Here is a 24,566-nt window from a genome sequence, read left to right as displayed (position 1 = left end):
GCTGAATTCGATTTAAAACATATTACAAGGAAAAGCTTACATCTCTAATTATGAAAATATCGATGAAAGACTGGCCTAGTTTCCTTGATTTCTCTCTTTACTTTCAGAGGTACTTCTCTGCGAGATCTATATGTTCGCGATTTTTTTACAAGCTGCTTATATTTCATATATCTTTGATAATCATTTGTTTTAAATTGATCGAGAACGTCGTAAATTTCAATAGGACTCAAAACTCTTCCCCTTGCGACCTGCTGATCAGAAATAACATCATAGAACTTCTCTCCAACAAGATCGAGGACCAGAAATAACCTAAGTTGAGAACTATTCATATTTAGTGGAAATTTCTCTTCAAGCATTTTTTTTACAAAAGGAGTCCTACGCATTAGCCACGAAAAGCGACTCTTAACTTCAATACCTGCAGGAGGATGCAATTCATATTTTTCATTTTCCATCCACTGAAACATTTTTGTTAAAATAGCATCCTTGAATCTATTATCTTTCATTTTCTTAGGATTTCTCCACTCTGCGACCATATCAAAACTAGGTTCAAACTGAATATCCCCAGGTCCAAAAGTATCAAAGCTATCTACATTCGATTCATTGATCTGAATACCTAAGGTTTGTAAAAACGGAATTAGGCCTTTATTGAATTTAGTTTTATGAAGTGGAAGATCAAGACTTTTTCCATACAACTTCTTGGAAGCAAGATCAAATCCATGAGAAACAACTTCAGAACAAAAGATCCTCTTTCCATTTTTGTAATCCATCGCGAAGTCATATTGAATATTCTTCTTCTTATCTTGTTCTTTTTTAACTTTATGAAACATAATCTTAGCTGCTTCGTGAGCTAGCTTACTATCATGATGTCTAAAGACTACTGAACGCGCATTTTGTTGGTCTACATTAACTTGGATTTTCTTAACAACACTACCAATTTCAATATGTGCTTCAATTGTATATAACTGTCCATCCGTATGTTCATACACGAGAGATAAGTGAGAAAATTGAGTGTCTGTATTTCCAATACGAGCTATCGCTGCACTAGTGTATGCATTCCCCCTAGAGAGAATAACATCTCCAGATTTAAGATCTTGAATACCATTGAATCGATACTTAGGATTTTTTAGAAAAAGAGTGCCCTCTCCAGACAGTGTTACAAACTCCATCTTATCAATATAAGACAGTTTAGTGTACTCTCTTTCAATCATGTAATCCTCGACATATCTAAGTGCTCTAACCATATCTTTTATAGAGTTTAAACAGCCTTCATCTTTTAATAATTCCTTATTGAAAGAAGAAATTTTCTTTTTCAACTCAAGCCTAGTAGCGAATGAGCTTTTTACAATATCTCTCATAGCGTCTTCATCCATGCTTTCCATATCTATGTCATCACCACGAACATTCAAAAGATTTTGATAATAATTAGTTAAATTATCTGAACAAAGAAAGTTCAAAGAATTCTTGGCCGATAACTTAGAAGAGAAACTATCTAACAAGTCCTGCAACTCAATTTTAGTAGAGGCCGGTCTACGACTCGATTTAAAATCGACACTATGTGAACACCCTGTTAGCGCTAAAAAAATTAATGATACTAAGATCGTTTTCATATAATTCACCTAAATAAGTTCTTAATACTTTTCGGTCAATTAACTGAAAATTAAAGGAATTTGCGTACAATTTAAGAATTTACTCAGTTTTTAAACAATCTTTGCCGAAATATTTTACTATCAAGGCGAGAATAATCCAGTGGAAAATAAAAACGAAAAACTCCAGTATGAAGAACTAGAAACTCAAAGAGAGACTACTTCCGCGCAACAGTATCAAGATTCTGGCAGCAACTACATGAACGCTGAGATCAGCTGGTTTGGTAAACTCGTAATCGCCTCCATGGCCATCACATTTATTCTCTCACTATCTTTTCTTATCTATAGCTACACAAGCTATGGGAGAGACACTCTTAGAAGTCTGAAAATTGATTTTTAGGTAGGGTTAACCCTACCTACTATGCTTAAAAGCGTTTTTTCTTAAAAACAATACTTTACAAGTGCAAAACTTCATATAACAATGATTATATGAAGAAACTTGAGGTATTTTAGTTTACACACTGCGAGTCATTACAAGTGAATAAGAAAAATCAGATATGGCTAGATAGCTTTCTAAAAAATTGCGAAGAGCTCAATAAGAGTGAACATACAATTAGAAATTACAAATGTGATCTTGAGAAATATATACTTTGGTATGAAGCAACATATTTAACAGCAATAGATATTCCTCAAAAAAACTGTATAGAACAATACAAATCATTTCTCTTAAATGGAGGCAGTATCTCTAAAAAGACCAACTTATTGACTTGGTTTTTCTCACTATTTATTCTTAGAAATATCTTAATTATTAATCACTCTATTACCTCTAAGGCCTTATCTAATAATTCAGCGAAAAGACACATCAGTAGCATTAAAAGTCTCTATGAATTTCTAAGGCAAACCCATGATGGATTTTCTAAGAAATTTTCGACAAATCCGGTCAAGGACAAGATTCACAAAATTAAAGTCAAAGAAATAGATGTCAACAATACTAAAATCCTTCCAAAAGAAGTCTGGAGAGAACTTATTGAGAGCACTTACCGAACTAAAGAGCGAGTAATTCTTCAATTGCTTTATTGGGGAGGTCTTAGATTAAGCGAGTTAACTCAATTAAAATATAGTCATTTTGACTTTTCGAAAAGAGAGCTATCTTTGCACAGAAAGGGTGGCTATATTCACGAGTTTCGTATTCAAAACGAGGAAGAAATTTTTAAAAATATTCGTTTTTTAAAAGACAACGATCCTCATGGGGGTGAATTTATTTTCACAAATAGTGAAGGAAAATGTCTCTCTACTAGAAGTATGTATAACCTTATAAAGAAACTTATTAGTAGAGTCGCTAATGATGCTCAATTAACTCCTCACAGTTTTAGAAAAGCATGTGCCACTAATCTGTATGATAAAACGAAAGACCTTTTACTGGTACGAGACTACCTTGGCCATCATGACGCTAAGGTAACCCAAACATATATAGAGCGGAAAAAAGGTCCAATCCTGTAGAATAGACTCAACTTATTGGCATCTATTAACCGATGAGTACCTTAGTAAAAACAGAAACTTGGCCTTAAAATTGATCAATATAGCTAATGAATGGGCCTATCACTAGTCTAAGGATATAATAGATATTATGAAAGCATTGATTTTTTCTATATTCATCGCCATTTCTATATTTTCGACTCACGCAGATGAGTTTGAAGATAAGAAAATTGCTTGTCGTGAAGATGCCGCCAGAACATGGTCACTACAATTGAACAGATGTATCTTAAAAACAGAATTCAAAGATAGTTTAAAGAATTATCGATCATGTACAAATTTAGAGACTAAAGAATTAAGAGACGATTGTATGTTCAAGCTTGCTAAGGAAGTTTCTGGTGATGCAAGCCTTGATGATTTTGATGATAATAATGAGTTAATTCTAAACTCACTTTCTTTTTTACTCTCAGGGGTAAATATGTGGTATGTGGGCACAAGTAAGAAGTATACTTCATGTACTTCTTTAAAGTTGTCTTCATTATGTGGCGCAGCCGCTGTAGTTAAAAATTTCGTCATAAGAAGCAAGGGACGTAAGGCAACTAATAGTATAAAAGATGATTTTCTTAGCAGGGCCAAAGATCAAGAAAACTTCGACACTCAAGTGATTGCTTATCAAGCGCAGATTGATCAATTGAATAATATAGCGAAATTTTATGAAATGAAAGAGAAGGCCCATAAAATAACTGCAGCTTGTTATATGGCAACAGTTGCTGTTGCAGTTACAGAAGCCACATATGGCCAGATGAGCTGTGTTGATCAAACCCATGATGGAGAAGGAGAAGAGCTTGATAAAGAAACAATGGGTTCAGGACAAAAAGGTTTTGATGGATTTATGAAAAACTTTGATGGTGCAGCAGCTTCAATACCATATGTTGGTGCAATGATGAAATTCACATCTACTCCATGGGGTATTGCCGCAATAAATACAGTAAACTTCGGCTATCAAATTAAACTTGCAGATGTTTCTGGTGAAGAAGCTGACAAAGCAAAATTGTTAGCCGAAAAAATTGACGTAGCTAAAAATCAATTCGTTGATGGAATGGGACAATATTGTCCTAAGGGTCACGATGATAAATCTGATCTCACTTGTTATTGTTATGAAGATGGAAAGAAGAAATCGAATAGAACTAATTCGGCCAAATGTAAGGCCTTGTGGAATTCTAATGATAGACAACTATATGCCAAATCAAGAGATAAACAACGTGGTTCCCCAGTAAAAGAAAGAATTGGCTGTATTAAAGTTAATGGACAGTTTGACCCAAATTGTGAGTGTAGAAAATTTAAAGACCAACAAGGTAATAATGCATGTAGAAAGGCCAACTTCTCTACGGTAAACCTTGGAGGTTTTGATAAAATGTTAGATATAAAAAAACTTGAAGAAGATATGAATAATATAACTTCAGGTATTGATGCTCCAGGAAAACTAAATCTATCTTCAAATCAATTAACTGCTATTGGTGATGCAGTAAAGAAGCAAGTAATTTCAAAGTTAAAAGTGACAGACAAGAATGGAAAACAAAGACCGATGACTCTAGAAGACTTCAAAAAAGTTGAAGGAAATCTTTCTAAACAGGCACAAAGTATTGCAGCTTCAGGAGGACCTAAGTCTGACATAGGCTCACCTCTTGCTGAAGCAGAAAAATCGTTACAGGAAATTATTGCGAAATCACCAAATAAAGTCGATGGCCTGGTAATGGAAGGCGGCAAAGGAATGGGTAAAAAGAAGAAGAAAAAATCTGATGACTTTAATGTAAGTTTTAATATGGATAATTCAGGGGGCTCAAATGTTCAAACCTTTAAAGGTGGGGACTATATGGATAAAACCTACAATACGGGTGACGCTGACATAAATAATAAGAAAGAAGAGTCTATATTTAGAATATTAACTAATAGATATAATAAATCTGGATATAGAAGACTTTTTAAAGATTAATAAGCTACTTTACGCATCGCCTCTATTGCCTTGAAACTATCACTCAAGTAATCTATTGATTATTTATTACTTTGAGTGAGTTTATGATTCTTAAATACACACGTTTTCTTTTATGCGGTCTACTTTTGGCCATAGTTGGTATCATTGGAACGGCCATAGGGCTATTGCGTCCTTTCAATCCTGGTAATGTTACTATTATGGCGAAGATGGTGAAGCTTGGTACTTACATTCTTGGGTTCAAAGTCATCACTCGTGATGTAGAAATGATGCATGAACATCATCCAGGACTTTTCATATCTAATCATCAACACAATATTGATATCTTTTTAGCCTCACATATTCTTCCTCATAGAACAGTTTCTCTTGGCAAGAAGAGCTTAAAGTGGATTCCCCTATTTGGACAATTTTACTGGCTTAGTGGAAATGTTCTTATTGATAGAAATAATAAAAGAAGCGCTCACGGAACAATGGACCAAGTTGCCGTTGCTATAAAAGAAAAGAATACTTCCATTTGGATGATGCCAGAAGGTACCAGAAGCCATGGACGAGGTGTTCTACCTTTCAAAAAAGGTGCATTCTTTACGGCCATAAATGCGCAGGTTGATATTATGCCAATCTGTATTAGTTCCCTAGATGGAAATCTTGACTTCACAAAGCTAAGAAGTGGAACAGTTATTATTCAAGCGTTACCGGCAGTTTCAACAGCAGGCCTTACTAAAAGAGATGTCGCTCAGCTAACGCAAGATTGCCACACAATGGTCAAAGAACAAGTAAAGAAACTAGATGCTGAAATAGCGTCTATGACATAGGAAAGATTGTGATAAAACTAGATGAGAACAAGAAAGAGTTTTTGGATAATAAAAAAGAAAGCTATACACTCAATCGAAGATCTAGTGGCATTACAGAAATTTCAACTCAGTCCTTAAATACATCTGCCTACGCACAAGCAATGACTCATTGTAATGATCGCTTTGTACAAATCTTTCTTCTTAGAATTATAGGTCAAGGTCGTATCAGCGAGCTACTTAACGATAGTACAGAAACAAATGAAATTGATAAGTTTATGAGGAAGATGAACTTCTATGGCTCATCTAAACAAGAATTAAGTCAACTTGATCCCTGCGCGAGAGCTTTCTTTCAAAGCTACTGTGATGGAATTAATGATTACCTCAAAGAACACGGAACGGTTTGGGAGTTTAAGCTACTAAAAGTAAAACCTGAGAAGTGGAATATTGAAGACTCTTTGATGATCATTAAGATTATGTCATATATTGGACTTGCTCAGACACAACAAGATGCTCAAAAGCTAATTATTCAATTAGTACGAAATAATGTAGATCTAAAAAAGATTAAAAGTCTCTTTTCCCCCCATTTAGATACTCTTAATTTAGAGACTATTGAAGACTTAAAAAAATTGAAATTCTTTGAAGCTCTTATTCCTGAAGAAGTTAAGTTCTTAAATGAATTGCCTAAATTTATGGCATCAAATAACTGGATTCTTTCAGGAAAGAAAACAAACTCTGGCAATGTTATACAATGTAATGATCCTCATTTAGAAGTTAACCGTCTTCCGGCAATTTGGTATGAACAAATCATTCATACTCAAGAAGGAAACTTTCATGGAATGACTATGCCAGGTATTCCTGGAATTATTATGGGCCGTAGTGAGAATATCAGCTTTGGCTTCACTTATGGCTTCATGGATATGGTGGACTACTTTATCGAGGATATAAAAGAAGGAAAGTTTCTCAGAGACTCACAATGGGAAGAGTTCAATATCAGAAAAGAAGTGATTAAGAAAAAAGGCGGGGGCGAAATCAGATGTAACTTCTTTGAAAACTCCTGTGGAACTGTTGAGGCCGAAACGGACTTAGAAGAACTTCCTAATGGAAAGTTCTTAAACCTTGCTTGGTCATGTCGTAATAATGGTGCAGCAGCTTCGGCAAAATCTCTGTATGAACTCTACAAATGCAAGGACGTTCATTCTTTAAAAGAAGTTCTTTCACACATAACAATTTCATGTAATTGGTTGTTAGGAGATATTCACGGCAATATTGCCTATCAACAATCAGGACAATTTCCTAATAGAAAATCTACTGGACTTTATCCACTGAAGGCATCAGATAGTAAAAACCTTTGGAATGGAATGCGGCCTAAGAGTGATCTCTTAAGTGTTTTAAACCCTGAATGTGGCTTCTTGGCCACTGCAAATAATGATCTTGCTGATTATTTGAGTGCAGACTCTCCTCTTTCTATAAATCTACCTATGGGGCCATATCGATATCAACGAATAAAGAATCTTTTAGAATCTCAAGAAAAGTTCGACATTGAACAACTAAAGAAAATGCAGTCTGACCTATATAGCCTACAGGCAGAATTATTTATGCAAGAACTTTCCCCTTACTTAGGCGATGACTCAATTTCAAGTATTTTAAAAACGTGGAACTTCAATTATGACAGAGAGTCGCAAGGGGCAATTGTTTTTGAGCATTATTACTTTGAACTTTTAAGACTTGTCTTTGCAAAAGATTTAGCAGGAACAGATGCATGGGACTACATCGCGAATAAATCATCAATTCTTGTAGATTTTTATTATTTCTTCGACACAATACTACTAGAAGGAAAATCTCCACTGTGGTTTGCCCATTCATCTAAAGAAGACTTTATACAACGGGCCTTAGAAAATACGAAAAAGAATTTCCGCTCGGGTGTCCCAAAGTTAAAAGACATAAGACGTACTCCAATGAAAAATATTCTCTTTGATGGGAAATTACCAAACTTTCTTGGCTTTGATTATGGACCAATAACCATTGAAGGCAGTCGAGCAACAATTGTTCAAGGGGCCCTATATGAAGCTCATGGAAGAATCTCTACTTTCTGTCCATCCATGCGATTTGTTTGTGATCTAGGCGACACTAAGAGTTATACAGTTCTAGCTGGTGGTGTAAGTGATAGAAGGTTTTCTAAGCTCTATACTAGTGAGGTCGAAATGTGGCTGAACTATAAATACAAATCAGTGGAACTTAATTAGGCCGAACAGAAAGTAATATTACCAGGACATATTGCACGTAAGTCAACTCGTACATTAAAAAGGTCATTGAAGTAGTTAGACACATCTAAGTCAGCTTCGCTAATACCACCCATGCTCAGGACATGATGACCATCACTTTTTTCAATATAACAACCTGTCGGGTGAGTATGAATAATCTCAAAACTTTTAAGATCAAGTCCATTTTTACGAACTAGAAAATCAAGTTCTTTAAATTCCTTTTCTAACTGTTTCAAGTTGGCGAACTTATCAAAGCTTCCTTTAAGAATTCGGGAGTCAAACTTAATTCCCTGGCGCGTGATCGCTCTTATAAGAACATGTTCTTTAAAGAGTATAAACTTCTTACTTCTTTTGAAGAGATTAACTTCCTCAACGCTTGAATTTCTAATAATTTGACTTAAGTATGGAGTTCTTTTCACTAGAAATGGTCCGTCCATATTTATTAGTGAAGTTTGCTTTGATAACTCTCTTAGTTGATTGAAATTTAGAATATTCTTTGTTCTGGCCATTAGATTCATACCAATTTATCGATTGAAACTAGCTCTTTGCTTAGAAATTTATAATATTTGTAATTTTGAGAAAGTATTGCCGTTATGAATCTGCGTAACTTGTGGTAATTTCTGAAAGCTCGGATTAAATTCAAAATCGGCCTATAATGAATTATGGATAATGCAAAAAAGATTGATGAAAGCTCTCAACCATTCTTAATTCAAGATGAGTTCTTTTATAACTTCAACTCTGTTCATACTCGCAAGAGTTATTCAATCGACATTAAACACTTCTTTTGTTGGGTCTTTGAGGAGTTTCAAATTAGCTCCTACGCAGAACTAGAAAGGAGTCACATCATTACTTATAGAAACTGGCTACAAGAGGCCGGTGGACGTCATGGCAATCCGTGTGCTCCAAAAACAGTAGCAAGAAAATTGGCCGCGCTTTCGAGCTACAGCGATTACCTTGTTGAAAAAGGACTATTGGAGTTCAACCCTGTAACATCTGTTAAAAGACCTCGACGGGACGTTGTCTCCCCTACTAACGCCTTAAGTGGTGACCAAGTAAAACAACTCCTAGAGGCCATTCCAGGTGAAACTTCCTCTGGTATTTTACATCGAGCACTCATTATCATGTTCTTTACAACAGGACTGCGAAAGAGTGAGATCCTTAACATGAAATTTAAGGACTACCGAGAAATCAACGAATACAAGGTTATCGAATTCATTGGTAAGGGTGGCAAGATTGGACAAAAAGTTCTACATCCAACAAATATTGAAACTCTAGAAATATATCTAGAACATATGCGCTCTTTAGGCAGAGAGCATAATACTGAAGATTGGCTATTTCAGCCTGCTCACAATCCTACTGATCCCACTAACTTAAACAAGCCACTTAATCCTAAGTCTATTAATGAAATTATTAATTACTATGCTAAGAAGATCGGTCTTAACTTTAAGATTTCACCCCATTCTGCGCGTGCGACATTTATTGGAGAGCTTCTTGAACTAGGTGTTGATATTTACACTGTGGCCAGGGAAGTTAATCACTCTTCAGTTAAAACAACTCAAGAATATGATAAAAGAAGAAAGAAACTAAGTGATAGTCCAGTCTTTAAATTAAACTATTAAGCACTCTTAAGCGAAAGCTTCCCTAGATTCTCTTGGATGATATCTATGAAATCTTCTTTCTCAATAGGTTTTGCTATGATTTTTTCAAAACCTAAAGTCATTAATTTAATTTTATCCATTTCACTAAGTTTTTCTGCTGTAAATAACATTACCGAAGTCGTTTGAAATATTAGTCTTTCGCTAAACTTAACAATAAGCTGATGTCCATCGAGACCAGGCATATTATAATCTAAAACAACTAGACGTGGTCTATCCTCTACAATGCGACTTAGGGCCTCTGTTGAATCTTCATAGAAATGAATATTGAGATCAAAACCTTCAAGCATTCTCATTAAGACTTTTCCAATAATCGGATCATCATCTACGATAACCAAATCTACGTGTTGTTTGGACATAACTATTCCTTTAAAGTGACTTAAATTTCATATCGGAAATCATTATAACTGCATTAGAGAAATGCCAAAAATTAAGATTCTCACAAGGTTTTAGTTATATTTGTCTACAAAAAAAACATCCCAAAAAGACAATATAGAGACATTTTAAGTTGGCAAACCACTACATATAGTGCCAACACAATGTGTTATTCACATAAATTTAATATAAGCACTATGCAGTAAAATCAATGTAAGAAACTTTTAGAAAAAAAAGAGCGTTGCTGCAGAGGGTTTGACAAGGCCCAACCATGCGATTGTTAAAGGATGTAACAATTCGTCTAGTGTTAATTATAAAAAAAATTAACTTTTTGACACAATAACTAGCAATTTTAGGCTTGTATATTTAGAAAGTCTTGATAATCTTTTATAAGAGACAAAATGTAATATCAGAAATTCAAGGACACACACAACCCCTTTAATAATGGTATGTTTAGGCAACAGACGAGTCTAGTATGATAAATACTATAGCGAATTTCTGTGCTTATTTTTTATGTTTCAGTTGTGCTTGTAGCACAATATATAGTCCAAAGAATTTTGGCAAAAAATAAACTTGTAAACCACACACACAAACTATTATGGAGGCAATGTGGATCCTATTCTCGCACCAAACGAAGACCGGTTCGTTCTTTTCCCAATCAAATATCAATCGGTATTTGAAATGTACAAAAACCATATGGCAGTTTTCTGGACTGCTGAAGAAATTGACCTAGGGGCTGATTTAGCAGACTGGGAAAAACTAAATAAAGATGAGCAACACTTCATTAAGCACGTGCTTGCATTCTTTGCAGCAAGTGATGGTATCGTTAATGAGAACCTTGCACTAAGATTTTATAATGATGTTCAAATACCTGAAGCTAGATGTTTCTACGGATTCCAAATCGCAATGGAAAATATCCACTCAGAAACTTACTCACTTCTAATTGATACATATGTAAAAGACCCTACTGAAAAGGATGAACTCTTCCATGCAGTAAATCATTTCCCATTTGTTGAAAAGAAAGCAGCTTGGGCCATGAAGTGGATGCAATCAAAGAGATCATTTGCAGAGAGATTAATTGCATTTGCTGCAATTGAAGGAATCTTCTTCTCTGGATCTTTCTGTTCTATATACTGGCTTAAGAAAAGAGGTCTAATGCCAGGACTGTGTACTTCTAACGAATTTATTAGCCGTGATGAAGGTCTTCACTGTGAGTTTGCGTGTCTAATGCATGATTTACTTTCAGACGAAGAAAAAATCAATCACGAAACAATCACGAGCATCATAACTGAAGCAGTTGAAATCGAAAAAGAATTCATCACTGAAGCAATTCCAGTATCTCTTATTGGAATGAATGCAGATATGATGAAACGATATATTGAATACGTTGCTGACTTCTGGCTTGATAGATTAGGTTGTAAGAAAGTTTACAACACAGAGAACCCATTTGACTGGATGGAACTTATCTCTCTAGAAGGAAAGACAAACTTCTTTGAAAAAAGAGTTTCTGAATATCAAAAATCAGGTGTTCTTGGAGATAGAACACAGAACACATTCACACTAGACGCGGAGTTTTAATAATGTATGTCATCACAAGAAGTGGCGAGAGAGAGCCGATAAAATTCGACAAGATCACGGAAAGAATCGATACTTTAACATTCGGTTTAGATCAAAATAATATCGATGCATCTTTAATTACAAGTAAAGTAATTGAAGGTATTTTCGATGGAATAAGCACTAAAGAGCTAGATCAACTTGCTGCTGAAACTGCAGCCTACCTATCTACTCAAAACCCTGGTTACTCTGCACTTGCAGGAAGAATCGCTGTTTCTAACCTACATAAAGAAACAAGAGGGTGCTTCTCAGAAAATATTAAAGAGATGTATAACTTTGTTAATTCAGCGACTGGAGAACATGCTCCTTTAATCTCAAAAGAGTTATATGAAACAGTAATGGAAAATGCTGAACTATTAGACAAGGCCATTGATGACAAGAGAGACTTTAACTACGATTACTTCGGATTTAAAACTCTTGAGAGATCATATCTTTTAAAGATGGATGGAAAGATTGTTGAAAGACCAGGTCAGATGCTCATGAGAGTTTCTGTAGGTATTCACATGAATGATATCGAAGCGGCAATTGAAACATATAACTTAATGAGTGAAAAGTATTTCACACACGCTTCACCTACCCTATTCAACTCAGGAACATCTAAGCCTCAACTATCAAGTTGCTTTCTTTTAACAATGAAAGATGACAGTATCGATGGAATTTACGATACATTAAAGCAATGTGCGCTTATCTCTCAATCTGCAGGAGGAATTGGACTTTCAATTCACAATGTAAGAGCGAAAGGTTCTTTTATCAAAGGAACTAATGGTACTTCAAATGGTATCGTTCCAATGCTTAAAGTATTTAACGACACTGCAAGATATGTTGATCAAGGTGGTGGGAAGAGAAAAGGTGCATTTGCAATCTATCTAGAGCCATGGCACGCTGATGTTTTTGACTTTTTAGAAATGAAGAAGAACACAGGTAAAGATGAGAGTAGAGCGAGAGATCTCTTCTATGCATTATGGATCTCTGACTTATTCATGCAAAGAGTTGAATCAGATGGTATGTGGTCACTTTTCTGTCCGCACGAATGTCCAGGTATGGCAGAAGTTTATGGGGCCGAGTTTGAAGCTCTATACACGAGATATGAAAAAGAAGGAAAGGCAAAGAAAGTTGTTAGAGCACAAGATCTTTGGTTTGCAATTCTTGAATCTCAAATTGAGTCAGGTTCACCATATATGCTTTATAAAGATTCTATTAATGAGAAATCAAATCAAAAGAATCTTGGAACAATTAAGTCTTCAAACCTTTGTACAGAAATCATGGAGTACACAGCTCCTGATGAAGTAGCGGTTTGTAACCTTGCTTCAATTGCACTTAATATGTTTGTAAATGAAGAAACTAATGAATATGACCATAAGAAACTATTTGATGTTGTTTACAGAGCAACAGTTAACCTCAATAGAATTATTGATATTAACTACTACCCTGTAATCGAAGCCGAGAATTCAAATATGAGACATAGACCAATTGGTCTAGGTGTTCAGGGTCTGGCAGATACTTTCTTCAAGCTACGTCTTCCATTTGAAAGTAAAGAAGCATTAGAGCTGAATAACCAGATATTTGAAACTATCTACTTTGCGGCATTAACAGCTTCAAATGATCAAGCAAAAGTAAATGGTCCTTATCAAAGTTACGAAGGGTCTCCAATTTCTCAAGGACAATTCCAATTTGACTTATGGAATGTTAAGCCATCTGGAAAATACTGGGACTGGGCAAAACTTAAAGCAAGTGTTGCTGAATATGGAGTAAGAAACTCTCTATTGGTAGCTCCAATGCCTACAGCTTCAACATCTCAGATTCTTGGTAATAATGAGTGTTTTGAGCCAATAACTTCAAATATCTATGTTAGACGTGTTCTTTCTGGAGAATTTGCTGTTGTTAATAAGTTCCTAGTTAATGATCTGATTGCAGCTGGTCTATGGGATGATAAGATGAGAAACGAGATCATTGCAAATAATGGTTCAGTTCAATCTATTGAAAGAATTCCTGAAGAGATCAAAGAGCTATACAAGACTGTTTGGGAAATCAAGCAAAAGACTGTTATTGATATGTCAGCAGGACGTGCTCCTTATATTGATCAAGGTCAATCACTAAACGTACACATGCAAGAGCCAAACTTCGGTAAGCTAAGTTCAATGCATTTCTACGCTTGGAAGGCTGGATTAAAGACAGGGATGTACTACTTGAGAACAAGAGCAGCAGTAAATGCAGTTCAATTCACAGTAAAAAACGATACTCCTGCTGTAAGTAAGGAACAGGCGCAAGAAGCAATGATCTGCTCGATTGAGAATCCGGATGATTGCGTAATGTGTGGATCTTAAAAAGCTCCACAATTACACAATCGGTTGCCTGGTCGAAGAGTACTAAACTCTTCTCCTGCGGCAACTGCGTAATGTGTGGATCTTAAGAGACGCACAAAAATACTTTAATCAACTTCAATTGGTGTGCGAGCCAATGGAATAGTTTACAAGTGAAGGGTCCAGTTTAGCTGGGCCCTTTTTATTCTACCTATAGATTTCCACAATATTCACACTTCTGTTTTAGCTTAAAATAACTTTTGTCGAAAGTTAGACATGAATGAAAATAGTCTAAATGAACTTTTAGAAAATCTATCCATATCTGTATATGAGTGCTCTATTACGACAGAAAGAAAAGTTCTTTCTAGCAATACCTATATGAAGGATTTCTTATCATTAGAATCAGAGCAAGATATTAATATCTTTGATTTGGTAGACGACGATTCTAAAGAAGAATACTTGCAAGAGTTCGAACTCATGAAGAAGACGAAGAAAAGTCGTAACTTGGCCTACGCAATAAATCTTCTAAATGGAAAAAAGAAATGGGTTCAAGATAATATGACACCAATTCTAGACATAAATGGTGAGATAAAATCAATATATGGAGTCATGACAGATATAACAGTACAAAAAAAAGCTGAGACAATTATGTTTGACTACAATGAGGCACTAAAACAAGGAATACATGAGAAGACATTTGAACTGACTAAAGTAAATACTGAGTTAGAAAATATCAATAAAATGAAAGATAAATTCTTTTCAATTATTGCTCACGATCTAAGAGGACCATTCTCTGGTATCACAAAATATATAGAGCTAATCATTGATGATAAAGAAAGTGTTTCAAAAGAAGAAATATGTGAGGCCCTTCAGAGTATTCACACGGCTTCCAAAGGGCTCTATCAATTAATGGAAAACTTACTAAGCTGGGCGCAACTTCAAAACAAAAACTCTCAGGCGCAAAAGAGTCGTATAAAAGTTGAAAAAATTTTTAAAGAAGTTAAAGAGGCCATAGGCCTAAATGCACAAGTAAAGAATATAGAAATTGCACTTGAGCCGACAAAGGAACTTACCTTACATGGAGACTACTTCATGATCAAAACGGCAATATATAACTTACTAACAAATGCTATTAAGTTCACACCTGAAAAAGGAATTATCAAATTAAAGTCTTCCCTACAAAATGAAAATGTAAAAATTGAAGTTATTGATAGTGGGATAGGAATGTCTAATGAAATAAAAGATAATCTCTTCAATATTGGCTCTAAGAATTCAAGAAAAGGAACAAATGGAGAACCAGGAACTGGACTTGGACTTTTACTCACAAAGGAGTTCATTGAACTAAATCATGGAAAAATAGATGTACACTCTAGTCCAAACTTGGGAACAACATTTGAAATATTGCTCCCAAAATGTAGCTAGAGTTTTAATTGTTTATCAAATGCTTCAACAACATTCTTAGGCAAGCTCAAGATATCACCGATAGTACTACCGTAACGTCCACCAAGACCACCCCACTGACCTTTTCCTACGATGGCCGTATCACTTGGATTATTAATATTTTTAAATTCAACCTCACCATCAATAACTACAATTTCAGATTCACCTAAAAGCTTAGTCACCTTTAAAATATAATCTGTACCTCTTACTCCTACCGAAGCGTTCTTTGTAAAAACAGCTCCCTTGGCCTTCTTATTTAGCGCTGTAACCCAACGACAAGTACCACTTAAGAATGTATATTTCTTCTTCACTTCTTTTGACGAAAGGTCTACTTCCATCACTCCTTTTGGGCCAAGAACGATTGAGGAATTCCAATCCTTGATTGTAATTTTAACAAAGCTCTTCTTTCCTGTCTTAAGAACACCATTTGTAGTTATTTCATCACTGATAGATAGCTTCTTACCATTAAAGAAAACATCCCCTCTAAGTTTTGAAACTTCTGCAGTTGGCAAGGAAAAACAGTTAAAACTCAAAAAGAAAAATAGACTCATAGCAACAAATTTCATAATTATCTCCTATTAGCAAATATTATCCTTCAAAAACAAATTTTATGAAACATTTATTTGACGTATAAAAACTCTAGTTAGAAAATTAAATAACACACAATTTAGGAGACAAAATAATGAGAGCACTAATTTATTTAAGTATGTTCGTTGTAATGATGATGGCATTTGAAGTAAATGCATGGGACAGTTTTGAAGAAGCAAATGTAGATGTTTCACCATGGATCTACAATGAAGAATCACAAATTACAGACTGGCAAGATTTTACAAATATAAGTGCAGGAAGAGTTGTAGCACTTAAAATTCAAGAGAAGAAACTACAGTCTTCGAACACAGTTGTAGCTGTAACTCAAAAAGTTACTAACGTATCGGAAACTCCATATTGTCTTCTTTCATCATTAAATGATCAACAAAACGCAATTAATACATTTAAAAATGGCGGTAAGACGCTAGTTCTTCCAGGAGAAGAAAAGCTTATTGGTGGATACAGAGTTAATAAACTTGGTAAAAGCTGGAAAGTGAACTGGAAGATGATTGCGACTAAGAACTTGGCCCGTTGCTACTAAGCAGCTTTATCATGATCAGAGTGTTCAATTGAAGATGAAAAGTCTTCTGGATGAACACTCTCCTCATGAAGAGATTGTCTTATCAAACCTATAACAAATACTATAGGTATTGAGAGAATTGTATAAAGCAGTATCTCGCCTACTACCTCTTGATTCATATTAACCTCCTGGTAATAGGCTAACAAAGAAATACTCTGTAATAATCTTGGAAAGATTAATTTCTATTAATAATTAGCTTATGAAAATAATACTCGCATCCACTTCTAAATATAGAAGCGAACAACTCTCTAGAATTACGAAATCATTTCAAATGTCTTCACCTAGTATTGATGAAGATAAGTATAAATCTGATGATATTTCGCCATCAATATTGGCCACAAAACTTGCAACACTTAAAGCACTGGATGTTCAGAAGGCCCACCCTAGCGACCTCATTATCGGAGGTGACCAAGTGCTGTCTTTCGAGGGTAAGATTTTTTCAAAGCCTATAACTAAAGAAAATGCCATATCTCAGCTTAGAGAACTCAGCGGAAAAACGCATGAACTCATTACAGCTACTACCTATATCGTAAAAGAAGAAGTAATAGAGACACAAGTCATTGCCAAGATGAAAATGAGAAATCTAACTGACGAGCAAATTGAAAATTACATCAATCGAGATATGCCATTAAATTGTTGTGGGTCCTATATGCTTGAAAATTCTGGAATTGGCCTCTTTGAAGAGATTGACTGTAAAGACTACACTTCAATAATTGGCCTGCCACTGATGAGCACGGCCAATATCCTTTTAAAGTATGGTTTTAAAGTTTTCTAGAATACTTACACAGTTTCCATGCAAGAGTTTTAGGGGTAGCACCATATTCAGCTAATTGTTCTACTGACCAGTCTGCTGAGTCAAAGAGCGGAAAGCGAGTATCACTCGCTCCACTATAATCAACATGACTAATATACATTGTGCATACCCTTGGAAGATATAAATTATATATTTCCCCGCCACCAACAATCATCAACTCCTCAATATGGTTTTCTTTTGCATAAGAGTCGATATCATCTTGATGATGAAAGACTTTACAGCCACTGGCCTTAAAGCTCTTATCCCTAGTAAGAATTATTGTTTCCCTATTTGGTAACGCTTTACCAATAGACTCAAAGGTTTTTCTTCCCATGACCATCGTCTTATTGATTGTAAGGGACTTGAAGTTTTTAAGATCCTCAGGGAGTCTCCATAATAACTTATTCTCAAGTCCTAATTCACCTTCATTACCAATTCCAGCAACAATGATATACTTCACTATACGGCCACAGGTGCTTTAATATGTGGATGTGGCTCATACCCAACCAGTTCAAAATCTTCAAACTTAAATTCAAAAATGTCTTTAACTAGTGGGTTAATTTTCATCGTTGGTAAACTTCTTGGCTCTCTTGAGAGTTGTAATTTAGTTTGGTCAATATGATTTGAGTATAGGTGAGCATCGCCTAATGTATGAATAAACTCTCCAGGCTCAAGACCAGTAACTTGCGCCATCATCATAGTCAATAGAGCATAGCTAGCAATATTAAAAGGTACACCTAAGAATATATCTGCCGAACGTTGATAGAGCTGACATGAAAGTTTTCCATTAGCTACGAAGAACTGAAAGAAAGCGTGACAAGGAGGTAGGGCCATCTTATCAACTTCACCAGGATTCCATGCCGAAACGATAAGTCTTCTCGAATCAGGGTTATTTTTAATTTGATCCACTAGATTAGCAATTTGATCTACGTGACTACCGTCAGGTCTTTGCCATTTTCTCCATTGTGACCCATAAACAGGACCAAGGTTCCCATCAGCATCGGCCCATTCGTCCCAAATTGTAACTTTATTTTCTTTTAAATATCCTATATTAGTCTCACCCTTCAAAAACCATAGTAGCTCATGAATTATAGATCTCAAGTGACACTTCTTTGTTGTGACTAAGGGAAATCCATCTGAGAGATCATAACGAGATTGATAACCAAAACAAGAAAGTGTTCCCGTTCCCGTTCTATCAGATTTCTCTACTCCATTTTCTAAAACATGTTTCATTAAGTCTAAATATTGCTTCATTCGCTCTCCAAATTGTGTGTATTTTATTTTCTAACAATGAAGTTGTATTGGCCATATTCGACGCGTACAAAGTTAGATAATATAAGTAAATTACACAACGCAAAAAGGCCCTGTCGGAGAAAACTCAGCAACAGGGCCTTTTGCAAATAAAATTTAGACACTATAAAGTTTTTTTACTCGTATCTAATTTTACTAGATTCAATTTTGATTTAGATTTTTCTTTAATTTTTGTTACTTTTAATGCTTCTTCCATTCTCTTATAGCGCGCCTCAAGAACTTTCTGATAATGTTTCTTTTCTTCGATTGGTAAATAATAAAGAGTAAAGCCAGCAAAAATTAGGTTTGGATTCTTAACTAGGGGTCTATTATTATCCCATATATATTGCCAATGCTTAGTCGAGTTATAAACAGTTGCTGAAATAATAGAGAGTGAATCATCTTCTTTAACCATATATGGAGTCCCCATAGGCTTCCATACAAATTCGTCATCTGGCTTCTCGTAGCGTAGCTTCATTCCAACTTCGATATTATCATTTACTAGTTGATCTTCATTTAATATGGAAATAGTTCTCCATTTAGATACATCTCCGTAAACTTTAAATGAAATAAGCATTAAGGTATCACCTTTAACCACTTCATAAGTTTCATATTCTATCTGATAGATTGAGTTAGTTGCTGAAGCTATTGATCTGTTGATTTCTTTAAAGTCATCAGCATTGTGAAAAATATTATCTTCTTCTACGATGACTTCATTTCCTTGAACAGAAGCGATTTCATTTTGTAAGTCTGTATCCAGAACAACGATCTCATCATCACTATTTATGACTAGACTTACGTCTTGAGAAGCAGAGCTTGATGCAACAGAGCGCTGCTTATCACTATTATCAGAAGAACCCATCGAGCAAGAAGCAAGAATAAGCAGAGTTGATAATAATAAAGTATTTCTTAACATATAATATCCGACATTTAAGGTTTACTATGTAACCTATCGGATAGTTGACAAAAATACTTTAGTCTCCTAATTAATTGAAAATATAGCCAAATCCAAGGCCAATCCTTGTGGTTGTCAGCTCGTCTGGCCCAGACATAGTATGCATTTTGAATAGTGAATGGAGATAGAACTTCTTAGATATCTTATAATTAAGATAGACCATATATTTAAGGCCATCATAACTTGTCCCAGTATCAACTCCTCCAGCAGCAATCGTCTGCGAGGAGCTAATAGACTTTGAAATACTAAATTTGGTAAACAATTTATAACTTCTAACCTTTAGAAGTTTGGAAACACCAACAGTTGCATAAATTATACTATTTTCATCGACAAGTAGCTTAGCACTATTGTTAACAGCTCCCATATTAAAAGTAGAAAAAGTCTCGTAATCTACTCCACCATAGACAGTGAGATTGTAGCGTTTAAGTCTATATTCATAATAAAGATTGGCACCAACTTCTGCCGGAACAGCAATCTCTCCACTTCCCACATTGCTTACCGCTGCCTTTAAGGTCGAATAATAAATACTACCTGCATAGGAATATAATTTGCCATCGGGATAATAGGAGCTTGCGATACCTACTGAAACAGGTGAATTTTGAAAGAAATTAATCGTGGTACCTATATTATTAACCTGTGAAAACTTTCCAAGGGAGCCCATATAGAAGGCCGATAACTTCAAACCACTAGCGCCTGACTTTGACTTACTGAGAGTTTCTTTCTTTACATCTTTAATCTTAGAGAGCTTCTTTTTAACTTTTTTCTCATATTTCTTATAACGCTTAAGATCCATTAAATCTGCCGATATATAGAGAGTAAGAGAAGTTCCGGGCTCAAGTTTTGCCCAATTATCAACATGAGGATTGGCATTCTTAGTTTTTTGGGTCATTTGTGTTTGCGCATGAACAATTGATCCAGGCCTTACAAACCTTTTAAAAATACCTGCAAAACTATCACCAGTTCTTGTGATATATGTTAAACGGTAATATTTGGCAGCAAACACAGGACCAGTGAACGAAAGAAAAGTAAGAAAAAATAGTATCAGTGTTTTTTGCATTACTTTATTCTAAGTCCGAATTAATTAAAGGGGAAATCGGAAAAATTAACTTCCCTGGTTTAGAAAATTTACTATATCTTCCAATCTTATCTATACCTCTTGCTCGATAGTAGAATTTACCCGACCGATTAGTCACCCATAGAGCTTTAGAGTTTTTAAATTTCTTTTTGAAAATAAGCTTACTAAGGTCCTCATCAGAATAAACTTCAAGTTCAATCATCACGGCCTGATCAGTCTTAGGCAGGATAATCTCGTAAGCAGGAAGATCATTGACTACTCTAAAGTGAATAATCTGCTTCGCTAAGACCTTAGGAACAGGAAGATCAACACCAGTCACAACTTCAAAAGAATTTACACCACTAATATTAGCGGCTCCCTTTCCAATATCCTTAACTCGCCAATAGTACTGGCCATTAGATTTTAGATCAAATTGAGTTTTCAAAACACTAGTATCAAGAACTTTCTCATCAATTATATTCTTAAATTGTGGGTCAGTTGCGAGCTCGACTTTCTTCTGTGCTGTCTTAGTTTTTCTAGTATATCTCCAGCCAAGGTCAACTTTTGTAACAGGAGAATTAACGGATTTAGGAATCACTTTTTTCACAACTTTCTTATCAATTCTAATTGTTGAAGATAGGACCTCTCTTTGTAGTACAGGAGCTTGAGCAGATGCTAATCTCTTAGGAACGACTTTCCAAAATAGTGGACCTTCATATGTGGATGAGACTGTTGCTGAATTTCCTCTAACATCTTTCTTCACTATGAGGCTTTTGAATTCTCTATCTCTAGCAACGCTCAATGTATGCTCTTGATCAGGTAGAGTTGAGTTCCATTCAAAATTTAACTTGGCCTTTTTCTGAAAACGCCTCTTAACTTGTAGACTCTTTTCTTGCTTAGGAATGACAGCAGCTTCAACACTTACCTTTGGAGACATAGGCTCACTCCAAGCAGATATAGCAGGAGAAGCTATTCGAACACGATAAGATAGATCTTCTGGTGTAATAGTACTTGCCACAGGGTCAAGTTTTACATTCATTTTAGATAGATCAAGCTTTGTGCCATTACCAGAAACTTTAAAAACTCTAGAAGTGATTGCTTTGTCTGGTGAGCTACCTTTTTGGCTTACTTCGACTTCATAAATCGCACTCTTAGGTCCTGTCCACTCTATAGGGAAAGAAGAAAATTTACTCATCTCAACAAGACCTGTGCTTGTAGGTTTAAGAGTCGGTGCTGCAGGAGCAACAACAGAGATCTTCTTTACTTTAGAATAAATTTTTGGAGCATCTGTATGTTTAATTCTAAAGCTATCCGCTTCAGATGTACTTGCCGTTTTGGAAACACGATAGTAATAGTCCCCACTTTTAGAAAAACTAATATTGCCAACTTTGTTTTCAATCCTCTTAGCATAAGAGATTTCTTTAAAGTCTTTTGATTTAGAAAACTCTAGCTCATAGTTGCCTTTATCATGAGCAGACTTAGATATGATAATAGACTCTCTCTGACCTGCAACAACAGAGTTAGAAAGAGGCTTCTTTATAAGTGGGCTAGATATAGTAATTTCCTTATTTAAAAAAGAAGGGCCCTTAGGGACTTTTAAAAATGGACGATTAATACCAAGTTTATCCAACTTCTTTCCTAAACTTGTTAAAGAGTCGCGCAATTCCAGTTTATTCCCAGAGAAAGTTGATTCTTGTAAGTGTTGTTGGACAACTTTTGTAGCTTCACCATCTACTGTCAATCCGAGTTCAGCTTGTATTGTTTCGAAAAGTTCTTGCTTATTAACTTCAATATCGTTGGTTAATGAAACGGCCTTTTTTAAATCTCTAGTTTGTTGTGTTGAAAAAACATTTGTCCTTGAGACCAACTTTTTCTTAACTATTTCTTTTGGAGTATTAACTAATATATGCTTGTCAACTTTTATAACTTTAGAAATTTCAGGAGCATAACTTTCTAACTGTTCAAGCTGCAGCTTAGAATATTCGAGATCCTTGTCTTCTCCAATTTTAGCTAGCTTAGATGTCCAAGAGTCTTTATCAGCTCTAATAGGCAGAGAAACACCCAAATCATCTAAACTCTTTGCTGCTTTTTGAAATACCTTATTCGAACTACTTGTCTCAGTGAGATCTATTTCTTCTAGAGCTTTCTTAATTGGTGAAATTTCACTAATCTCAGACAATAGAAACTCTCTTTTTATACTACTGAGAACTAATTCTTTTGGTTCAACTATAGCAGTCGTTTGTGGAGAAATTTTTGAAACTTCAGAGCTAATAGGTTTAAGTGCAACTGTCCAGCCCTTTTTAGGAGAAGTTGATAGAACTTTTTTAATGGAATCTAAGGATAAAAGCTGTTCTTCAACACTTAGGCCCTTTTGCGAAAATGTTGTCCTCTGAATATCTTTTTTAATTGCTTTCAAGTCAGTGGCGCTAACTCTAGTTTTCAATATAGGCCCTAGCTTCTGAATAATTTCTTTATTAACTTCCTTAGATCGTTGCTTAGAGTTAAGTATTTCAGAAAAAGAGTTATCAATTCTTTGTACCTCATTTAATGGAGAACTACCCTTACCATCGGCATAGACTTTTGACATACTTTGCATACTAAGTTTTTTTATTGCAGAATCACCACTTACTCTATTAATTTCCTGGTACTGACGAAAAGCCAACTTACGATTCATCTGCTGTCCAAAATCAGCTATCACAGAACGAAGCTGCATTTGACCAATACTTCTTCGCTCGTCCTTTACGCCCAAAGAGTCGAAGTCCTCACCTATTTTTGCCATTAACTGTTCATTAGACACTATGGCCTTATCTCTACGGGCCAAGCTAACTTTTTCCTTAGCGATCTGAACGAGTACCTCATCACCACCAAAGCGAGAGTCAATATATTTAATGACCGATGATTGTAAAGTTTGAAGATCTCGAATTGTGCGAATTCTCTTAGTACTTCTTCCCAAAGTAGATGGCCTACTACTTTCTTTTTTCAAAATACTAAGTTCCGTAAGAATAATTTCTTTAGGAGAGATATCTAATTCAATAGATTTACTGTAAAGATTTTCAGTGAGAGTATTGTAAGTTTTCTCATTATTAGATTTCTTTACTAGTTCATCTTTTAAAATAATTTCTATTTTCTTCACTTGAGATTCAACAAGTCTCCTGTCAACTCTCTTTCCTACTTTTGACAGCTCCCTTTTCCACTTCTTATCTTCTGAGTTAGAGAACTCGATGTTCTGATCTTTCTTTATGGTAATAGAGTTATTCGTAGGTAATTTCGTTTTGTCAGCGACCTCTGTAACTATCACATCTCCTTTAGAAGAAGAAAGCTTGATTACATTATCATTGTTTTGAATTTTAACAATTGAATCACTTTTATTAAAAGTTACAACTTTTTTGCCAATTTTGAAAAAGACCTTAGATTTCTTAAACTTCGAAAGATCTAAATCAACCAAACCTTTTTGTAGGTCAATCTCTATATTAGACTCTCTCTTTTCAATTTTAATTAACGTATTTTGAGGAATATCAATGGAGCTTGAATCATCAAATACAATGGTAACTTCTGAAGATGTGTCTGTAAAAACTTGATCTCCATTATAAATATCTTCTTGTGACTTAAGTTTGGCCCAATTAAGTGAACCTTCATTCTTTCGCTTCACGCTTGAAGTTAGATTTGAAACGACGGCTATTTTCTCTGAGTCAGTATTAGAAGTTAAAGATGAATCAAAAGTTAAAAATTTATACGCAAAAAATATGCAAAGCACAGCACTAGATAAAACTATAATTTTGTCATTCTTTTGCAACATTCAGGAAATTTCTCTTGTAATAATATTC

At 35.1% G+C, this 24,566-nt stretch carries 21 protein-coding genes; 11 read left to right on the top strand and 10 right to left on the bottom strand.

The features are described 5' to 3' along the window. Positions 1 to 44: 44 nt before the first annotated feature. Positions 45 to 1,607, bottom strand: a complete 1,563-nt coding sequence (locus tag DPQ89_RS06635; protein WP_127716137.1) for a hypothetical protein — start codon at positions 1,605 to 1,607, stop codon at positions 45 to 47. 139 nt (positions 1,608 to 1,746) lie between these two features. Between DPQ89_RS06635 and DPQ89_RS06630 the strand changes: the two genes are divergently transcribed. From DPQ89_RS06630 to DPQ89_RS06610, 5 genes are all read left to right on the top strand, one after another. Then, the gene (locus DPQ89_RS06630; RefSeq protein WP_127716136.1) at positions 1,747 to 1,983 is read left to right on the top strand and encodes a hypothetical protein; all 237 of its coding nucleotides are present in this window, start codon (positions 1,747 to 1,749) and stop codon (positions 1,981 to 1,983) included. A 137-nt stretch (positions 1,984 to 2,120) separates the two neighbouring features. Continuing rightward, entirely contained in the window at positions 2,121 to 3,083 is a 963-nt protein-coding gene (locus tag DPQ89_RS06625) for a site-specific integrase (RefSeq protein ID WP_127716135.1), read from the top strand. A 127-nt stretch (positions 3,084 to 3,210) separates the two neighbouring features. Beyond that, positions 3,211 to 5,049, top strand: coding sequence for a hypothetical protein (locus tag DPQ89_RS06620; RefSeq protein WP_127716134.1), 1,839 nt, complete (start codon positions 3,211 to 3,213; stop codon positions 5,047 to 5,049). Positions 5,050 to 5,132: 83 nt separating this feature from the next. Further along, entirely contained in the window at positions 5,133 to 5,858 is a 726-nt protein-coding gene (locus DPQ89_RS06615; RefSeq protein WP_127716133.1) for a 1-acylglycerol-3-phosphate O-acyltransferase, read from the top strand. Positions 5,859 to 5,866: 8 nt separating this feature from the next. Next, positions 5,867 to 8,080: a penicillin acylase family protein gene (locus DPQ89_RS06610; RefSeq protein ID WP_164848290.1), complete on the top strand. Its 2,214-nt coding sequence runs from the start codon at positions 5,867 to 5,869 to the stop codon at positions 8,078 to 8,080. Here DPQ89_RS06610 and DPQ89_RS06605 read toward each other — a convergent pair. Beyond that, positions 8,077 to 8,616: a hypothetical protein gene (locus DPQ89_RS06605; protein WP_127716131.1), complete on the bottom strand. Its 540-nt coding sequence runs from the start codon at positions 8,614 to 8,616 to the stop codon at positions 8,077 to 8,079. The two genes, DPQ89_RS06610 and DPQ89_RS06605, sit on opposite strands and share 4 nt — an antisense overlap. 144 nt (positions 8,617 to 8,760) lie before the next feature. Here DPQ89_RS06605 and DPQ89_RS06600 point away from each other — a divergent pair, with 144 nt between their 5' ends. Next, complete coding sequence (locus DPQ89_RS06600) at positions 8,761 to 9,717, top strand: tyrosine-type recombinase/integrase (protein ID WP_127716130.1); 957 nt, start codon at positions 8,761 to 8,763, stop codon at positions 9,715 to 9,717. Here DPQ89_RS06600 and DPQ89_RS06595 read toward each other — a convergent pair. Continuing rightward, positions 9,714 to 10,112: a response regulator gene (locus tag DPQ89_RS06595; RefSeq protein ID WP_127716129.1), complete on the bottom strand. Its 399-nt coding sequence runs from the start codon at positions 10,110 to 10,112 to the stop codon at positions 9,714 to 9,716. The two genes, DPQ89_RS06600 and DPQ89_RS06595, sit on opposite strands and share 4 nt — an antisense overlap. Before the next feature lie 625 nt (positions 10,113 to 10,737). Here DPQ89_RS06595 and DPQ89_RS06590 point away from each other — a divergent pair. The 3 genes from DPQ89_RS06590 (at position 10,738) to DPQ89_RS06580 (ending at position 15,464) form a co-directional block, all read left to right on the top strand. Next, positions 10,738 to 11,706: a ribonucleotide-diphosphate reductase subunit beta gene (locus DPQ89_RS06590; RefSeq protein WP_127716128.1), complete on the top strand. Its 969-nt coding sequence runs from the start codon at positions 10,738 to 10,740 to the stop codon at positions 11,704 to 11,706. Between the two features lie 2 nt (positions 11,707 to 11,708). After that, the gene (locus DPQ89_RS06585; protein WP_127716127.1) at positions 11,709 to 14,066 is read left to right on the top strand and encodes a ribonucleoside-diphosphate reductase subunit alpha; all 2,358 of its coding nucleotides are present in this window, start codon (positions 11,709 to 11,711) and stop codon (positions 14,064 to 14,066) included. 252 nt (positions 14,067 to 14,318) lie between these two features. After that, entirely contained in the window at positions 14,319 to 15,464 is a 1,146-nt protein-coding gene (locus DPQ89_RS06580; RefSeq protein WP_127716126.1) for an ATP-binding protein, read from the top strand. Here DPQ89_RS06580 and DPQ89_RS06575 read toward each other — a convergent pair. Continuing rightward, entirely contained in the window at positions 15,461 to 16,048 is a 588-nt protein-coding gene (locus tag DPQ89_RS06575; protein ID WP_127716125.1) for a FecR domain-containing protein, read from the bottom strand. The genes DPQ89_RS06580 and DPQ89_RS06575 overlap by 4 nt on opposite strands. A gap of 116 nt (positions 16,049 to 16,164) precedes the next feature. Between DPQ89_RS06575 and DPQ89_RS06570 the strand changes: the two genes are divergently transcribed. Beyond that, positions 16,165 to 16,611, top strand: coding sequence for a hypothetical protein (locus DPQ89_RS06570; RefSeq protein ID WP_127716124.1), 447 nt, complete (start codon positions 16,165 to 16,167; stop codon positions 16,609 to 16,611). Here DPQ89_RS06570 and DPQ89_RS18470 read toward each other — a convergent pair. Continuing rightward, complete coding sequence (locus DPQ89_RS18470; RefSeq protein ID WP_164848289.1) at positions 16,608 to 16,769, bottom strand: hypothetical protein; 162 nt, start codon at positions 16,767 to 16,769, stop codon at positions 16,608 to 16,610. The two genes, DPQ89_RS06570 and DPQ89_RS18470, sit on opposite strands and share 4 nt — an antisense overlap. A gap of 80 nt (positions 16,770 to 16,849) precedes the next feature. On the opposite strand from DPQ89_RS18470, the gene DPQ89_RS06565 reads away from it, so the two are divergent. Beyond that, positions 16,850 to 17,425: a nucleoside triphosphate pyrophosphatase gene (locus DPQ89_RS06565; RefSeq protein ID WP_127716123.1), complete on the top strand. Its 576-nt coding sequence runs from the start codon at positions 16,850 to 16,852 to the stop codon at positions 17,423 to 17,425. On the opposite strand, the gene DPQ89_RS06560 is transcribed toward DPQ89_RS06565, so the two are convergent. The 5 genes from DPQ89_RS06560 to DPQ89_RS06540 all read right to left on the bottom strand — a co-directional run bounded on the left by DPQ89_RS06560 (position 17,412) and on the right by DPQ89_RS06540 (position 24,538). Then, positions 17,412 to 17,903, bottom strand: coding sequence for a dihydrofolate reductase (locus DPQ89_RS06560; protein ID WP_164848288.1), 492 nt, complete (start codon positions 17,901 to 17,903; stop codon positions 17,412 to 17,414). The genes DPQ89_RS06565 and DPQ89_RS06560 overlap by 14 nt on opposite strands. Continuing rightward, positions 17,903 to 18,697 (bottom strand): thymidylate synthase, encoded by a 795-nt coding sequence (locus DPQ89_RS06555; protein ID WP_127716121.1) that lies wholly within the window; start codon positions 18,695 to 18,697, stop codon positions 17,903 to 17,905. The genes DPQ89_RS06560 and DPQ89_RS06555 overlap by 1 nt, the downstream gene beginning before the upstream one ends. Positions 18,698 to 18,857: 160 nt before the next feature. Beyond that, a complete protein-coding gene (locus DPQ89_RS06550) occupies positions 18,858 to 19,649 on the bottom strand; it encodes a LysM peptidoglycan-binding domain-containing protein (RefSeq protein WP_127716120.1) in 792 nt (263 codons plus the stop codon). 70 nt (positions 19,650 to 19,719) lie between these two features. Further along, on the bottom strand, positions 19,720 to 20,745 hold the full coding sequence (locus tag DPQ89_RS06545; protein WP_127716119.1) for a hypothetical protein: 1,026 nt from the start codon (positions 20,743 to 20,745) through the stop codon (positions 19,720 to 19,722). 4 nt (positions 20,746 to 20,749) lie between these two features. Next, complete coding sequence (locus DPQ89_RS06540; RefSeq protein WP_127716118.1) at positions 20,750 to 24,538, bottom strand: FecR domain-containing protein; 3,789 nt, start codon at positions 24,536 to 24,538, stop codon at positions 20,750 to 20,752. Positions 24,539 to 24,566 lie beyond the last annotated feature (28 nt).

It is taken from the genome of Halobacteriovorax sp. HLS, from assembly GCF_004006665.1.
Lineage (GTDB): Bacteria > Bdellovibrionota > Bacteriovoracia > Bacteriovoracales > Bacteriovoracaceae > Halobacteriovorax.
The sequence above is the reverse complement of the archived record's forward strand: the minus strand, read 5'-3'. Positions and strand labels throughout refer to the sequence as shown.

What these genes read in the sequence shown, in the direction of transcription:
- DPQ89_RS06635 (WP_127716137.1), bottom strand. Translation starts at nt 1,607, where the DNA reads ATGAAAACGATCTTAGTATCATTAATTTTTTTAGCGCTAACAGGGTGT.
- DPQ89_RS06620 (WP_127716134.1), top strand. Translation starts at nt 3,211, where the DNA reads ATGAAAGCATTGATTTTTTCTATATTCATCGCCATTTCTATATTTTCG.
- DPQ89_RS06615 (WP_127716133.1), top strand. Translation starts at nt 5,133, where the DNA reads ATGATTCTTAAATACACACGTTTTCTTTTATGCGGTCTACTTTTGGCC.
- DPQ89_RS06605 (WP_127716131.1), bottom strand. Translation starts at nt 8,616, where the DNA reads ATGAATCTAATGGCCAGAACAAAGAATATTCTAAATTTCAATCAACTA.
- DPQ89_RS06600 (WP_127716130.1), top strand. Translation starts at nt 8,761, where the DNA reads ATGGATAATGCAAAAAAGATTGATGAAAGCTCTCAACCATTCTTAATT.
- DPQ89_RS06595 (WP_127716129.1), bottom strand. Translation starts at nt 10,112, where the DNA reads ATGTCCAAACAACACGTAGATTTGGTTATCGTAGATGATGATCCGATT.
- DPQ89_RS06585 (WP_127716127.1), top strand. Translation starts at nt 11,709, where the DNA reads ATGTATGTCATCACAAGAAGTGGCGAGAGAGAGCCGATAAAATTCGAC.
- DPQ89_RS06580 (WP_127716126.1), top strand. Translation starts at nt 14,319, where the DNA reads ATGAATGAAAATAGTCTAAATGAACTTTTAGAAAATCTATCCATATCT.
- DPQ89_RS06575 (WP_127716125.1), bottom strand. Translation starts at nt 16,048, where the DNA reads ATGAAATTTGTTGCTATGAGTCTATTTTTCTTTTTGAGTTTTAACTGT.
- DPQ89_RS06570 (WP_127716124.1), top strand. Translation starts at nt 16,165, where the DNA reads ATGAGAGCACTAATTTATTTAAGTATGTTCGTTGTAATGATGATGGCA.
- DPQ89_RS18470 (WP_164848289.1), bottom strand. Translation starts at nt 16,769, where the DNA reads ATGAATCAAGAGGTAGTAGGCGAGATACTGCTTTATACAATTCTCTCA.
- DPQ89_RS06565 (WP_127716123.1), top strand. Translation starts at nt 16,850, where the DNA reads ATGAAAATAATACTCGCATCCACTTCTAAATATAGAAGCGAACAACTC.
- DPQ89_RS06555 (WP_127716121.1), bottom strand. Translation starts at nt 18,697, where the DNA reads ATGAAGCAATATTTAGACTTAATGAAACATGTTTTAGAAAATGGAGTA.
- DPQ89_RS06550 (WP_127716120.1), bottom strand. Translation starts at nt 19,649, where the DNA reads ATGTTAAGAAATACTTTATTATTATCAACTCTGCTTATTCTTGCTTCT.
- DPQ89_RS06545 (WP_127716119.1), bottom strand. Translation starts at nt 20,745, where the DNA reads ATGCAAAAAACACTGATACTATTTTTTCTTACTTTTCTTTCGTTCACT.
- DPQ89_RS06540 (WP_127716118.1), bottom strand. Translation starts at nt 24,538, where the DNA reads ATGTTGCAAAAGAATGACAAAATTATAGTTTTATCTAGTGCTGTGCTT.